General features: G+C 65.1%; 2 protein-coding genes. Both read left to right on the top strand.

What is annotated here, in order from left to right; translation table 11 throughout:
• Positions 1-32: 32 nt before the first annotated feature.
• On the top strand, positions 33-1,565 hold the full coding sequence (locus V5A19_RS14240; RefSeq protein ID WP_332327986.1) for a 2-isopropylmalate synthase: 1,533 nt from the start codon (positions 33-35) through the stop codon (positions 1,563-1,565).
• Positions 1,550-2,809, top strand: a complete 1,260-nt coding sequence (locus V5A19_RS14235) for a 3-isopropylmalate dehydratase large subunit (protein WP_332327985.1) — start codon at positions 1,550-1,552, stop codon at positions 2,807-2,809. The genes V5A19_RS14240 and V5A19_RS14235 overlap by 16 nt, the downstream gene beginning before the upstream one ends.
• The last annotated feature ends 28 nt before the right edge of the window (positions 2,810-2,837 follow it).

Here is a 2,837-nt window from a genome sequence, read left to right as displayed (position 1 = left end):
AAAAAAAGATCCCATTCCGAAGGAGAACGCATATGACGGAACGCGTGTTTGTTTTGGACACCACGCTTCGCGACGGGGAACAGTCCCCGGGAGCCACCATGAACAAGCAGGAAAAGAAGCGGCTGGCCCGCCAGCTGGACACCCTGGGCGTGGACGTGATCGAGGCCGGGTTTCCCGCCTCCAGCCAGGGGGACTTCGATTCCGTGCAGGAAATCGCCCAGTCCGTGGACAATTCCCAGGTGGCGGCCCTGTGCCGTGCCTCTGAAAAGGATATCGACAGGGGCTGGGAGGCGATAGCCCAGGCCAGAAAGCCGCGCATCCACACCTTTCTGGCCACCTCGGACATCCATATGCAGTACAAGCTGGAGATGACCCGGGACCAGGTGCTGGAGACCGCGGCCAAAGCGGTGCAGCGCGCCTGCAGCTATACGGACAACGTCCAGTTCTCCGCGGAGGACGCCTCGCGCACGGATCGCGATTTCCTGGTCCAGGTGGTGCAGATCGCCATCGACAACGGGGCGACCACGGTGAACATCCCGGATACAGTGGGATATGTGCAGCCCCACGAGATGTACGAGCTGATCCTCTACCTCAAGGAGAACGTGGAAAACGTGGATCGGGCCGTGCTCAGCGTGCACTGCCACAACGACCTGGGCCTGGGCTCGGCCAACACCCTTTCCGCTGTGCGGGCGGGGGCCAGGCAGGTGGAGGTAACCCTGAACGGCGTCGGGGAGCGGGCCGGAAACGCTGCCCTCGAGGAAGTGGTCCTGGCCCTGCGGGTCCGCGAGGACGCCTATGGCGTGCAGAACAAAATCCAGACGGAGCAGGTGTATCCCACCTGCCGGCTCCTGTCCCTGGTGATCGGCCAGCCCATCCCCGCGTACAAGGCGGTGATCGGGGGCAACGCCTTCTCCCACGAGGCGGGGATCCATCAGCACGGCATGCTCATGAACAAGCAGACCTACGAGATCATGACCCCGGAGAGCATCGGTCGTCCCCCCTCGGAGATGGTGTTGGGCAAGCACTCCGGCAAGCACGCCTCCAAGAAGCAGCTGGAGCAGCTGGGCTACCGGCTGACCGACGAGCAGCACACCCAGGTCTTTGAAGCGGTGAAGAAGCTTGCGGACAAGAAGAAACAAGTATATGTGGAGGACCTGGAGTCCCTGGTCCTGGAGGAGATCTTCCGCATCCCGGACAAGTATAGGCTCCTCTATCTGAGCTCGCTGTCCGGAGACATGGCCATCCCCACGGCCACACTGAAGATGCAGGTGGGGGACAATGAGTGCCAGACCGCCGAATTCGGGGCCGGGCCGGTGGATTCCGTGTTCAACGCCATCGACAACCTCACGGGACAGTCCCCGAATCTGCTCCACTTTACCGTGAGCTCCATCACCGGGGGCACCGACGCCCAGGGCGAGGTTACGGTCAAGATCGAGCAGCAGGATCAGACCGCCATAGGCCGTGGATCGGATGCGGATATCATCGTGGCCAGCGCCAAGGCCTATATCAACGCCCTGAATCGGCTGGCCCGCAAGGAGGAGAAAACCGTATGGGACACAATCTAGCCCAGAAGCTCCTGCAGGCGCATACCAGCGAGACAGTGGACGAGCCGGGCCAGATCGTGCAGTGCGGGGTGAGCCTAGTCCTGGCCAACGACATCACCGCTCCCCTGGCCATAGACTCCATGGAGCGGATGGGCGCGGAGCGGGTCTTCGACCCGGAGCGCGTGGTTCTGGTCTGCGACCACTTCACCCCGAACAAGGATATCGACTCCGCGGAGCAGGTGAAGCGGGTGCGCGACTTCGCCGCACGCACCGAAATCAGCCACTACTACGAGGGCGGCGTCTGCGGGGTGGAGCACGCCCTGCTCCCGGAACAGGGGCTCGTGGGGCCCTGGGACCTGGTTGTCGGCGCGGACAGCCACACCTGCACCTACGGCGGTCTGGGCGCCTTCGCCACGGGCCTGGGCAGCACGGACGTCGCCGCGGCCATGGTCCTGGGCGAGACCTGGTTCAAGGTGCCCCCGAGCATCCTGGTCCGTCTGGAGGGAAAGCCCTCGCGCCACATCGGGGGTAAGGACGTGGTCCTGAACCTCATCGGCCGCATCGGCGTGGACGGCGCCCTGTACAAGGCGCTGGAATTCTTCGGCACCGGGCTTGCGGCCATGGACGCGGAGGCGCGCATGACCGCGGCGAACATGGCCATCGAGGCCGGCGGCAAGGCGGGGCTTTTCCCTGCGGACGAGGTGACCTTCGCCTATCTCAAGGACGCGGGACGCGCGGACGGGACTCCCTTGGCCGCGGACACGGACGCGGAGTACGAGTCCAGCCTGGACATCGATCTGGGGCGGCTCGAGCCGCAGGTGGCCTGCCCGCACCTGCCGGACAACGTCCGCCCGGTGGGCGAGCTGGAGGACATCGGCCTGGACCAGGTGGTCATCGGCTCCTGCACCAACGGCCGCATCAGCGATCTGCGCCAGGCCGCGGAAATCCTTGAGGGGCGCACCGTAGCTACGGGGCTGCGCCTGATCCTGTTGCCCGCGACACCGCGTATCTACCACATGGCCCTTCAGGAGGGCCTGCTGGAGATCTTTTCCCGGGCCGGCGCGGTGATCGGACCGCCCACCTGCGGGCCCTGCCTGGGCGGCCACATGGGCATCCTGGCCGGGGGAGAGCGCTGTCTGGCCACGACGAACCGCAACTTCAAGGGCCGCATGGGCAGCCTGGAGAGCGAGGTCTACTTGAGCGGCCCCGCGGTGGCCGCAGCGAGCGCCATTTCCGGCCGCATCAGCCATCCGGAGCGGATCTGATCAGGGCAGATGGACCAAGGCAAGCAAA

Origin of the sequence: Thiohalorhabdus sp., assembly GCF_036628635.1 — a bacterium.
Classification (GTDB): Bacteria; Pseudomonadota; Gammaproteobacteria; order Thiohalorhabdales; family Thiohalorhabdaceae; genus Thiohalorhabdus.
Note: the sequence above shows the minus strand (reverse complement) of the source record. Positions and strands in the feature narration are given on the sequence as shown.

Excerpts from the sequence above, each read along its gene's own strand:
- V5A19_RS14240 (WP_332327986.1), top strand. The coding sequence starts at position 33 with ATGACGGAACGCGTGTTTGTTTTGGACACCACGCTTCGCGACGGGGAA.
- V5A19_RS14235 (WP_332327985.1), top strand. The coding sequence starts at position 1,550 with ATGGGACACAATCTAGCCCAGAAGCTCCTGCAGGCGCATACCAGCGAG.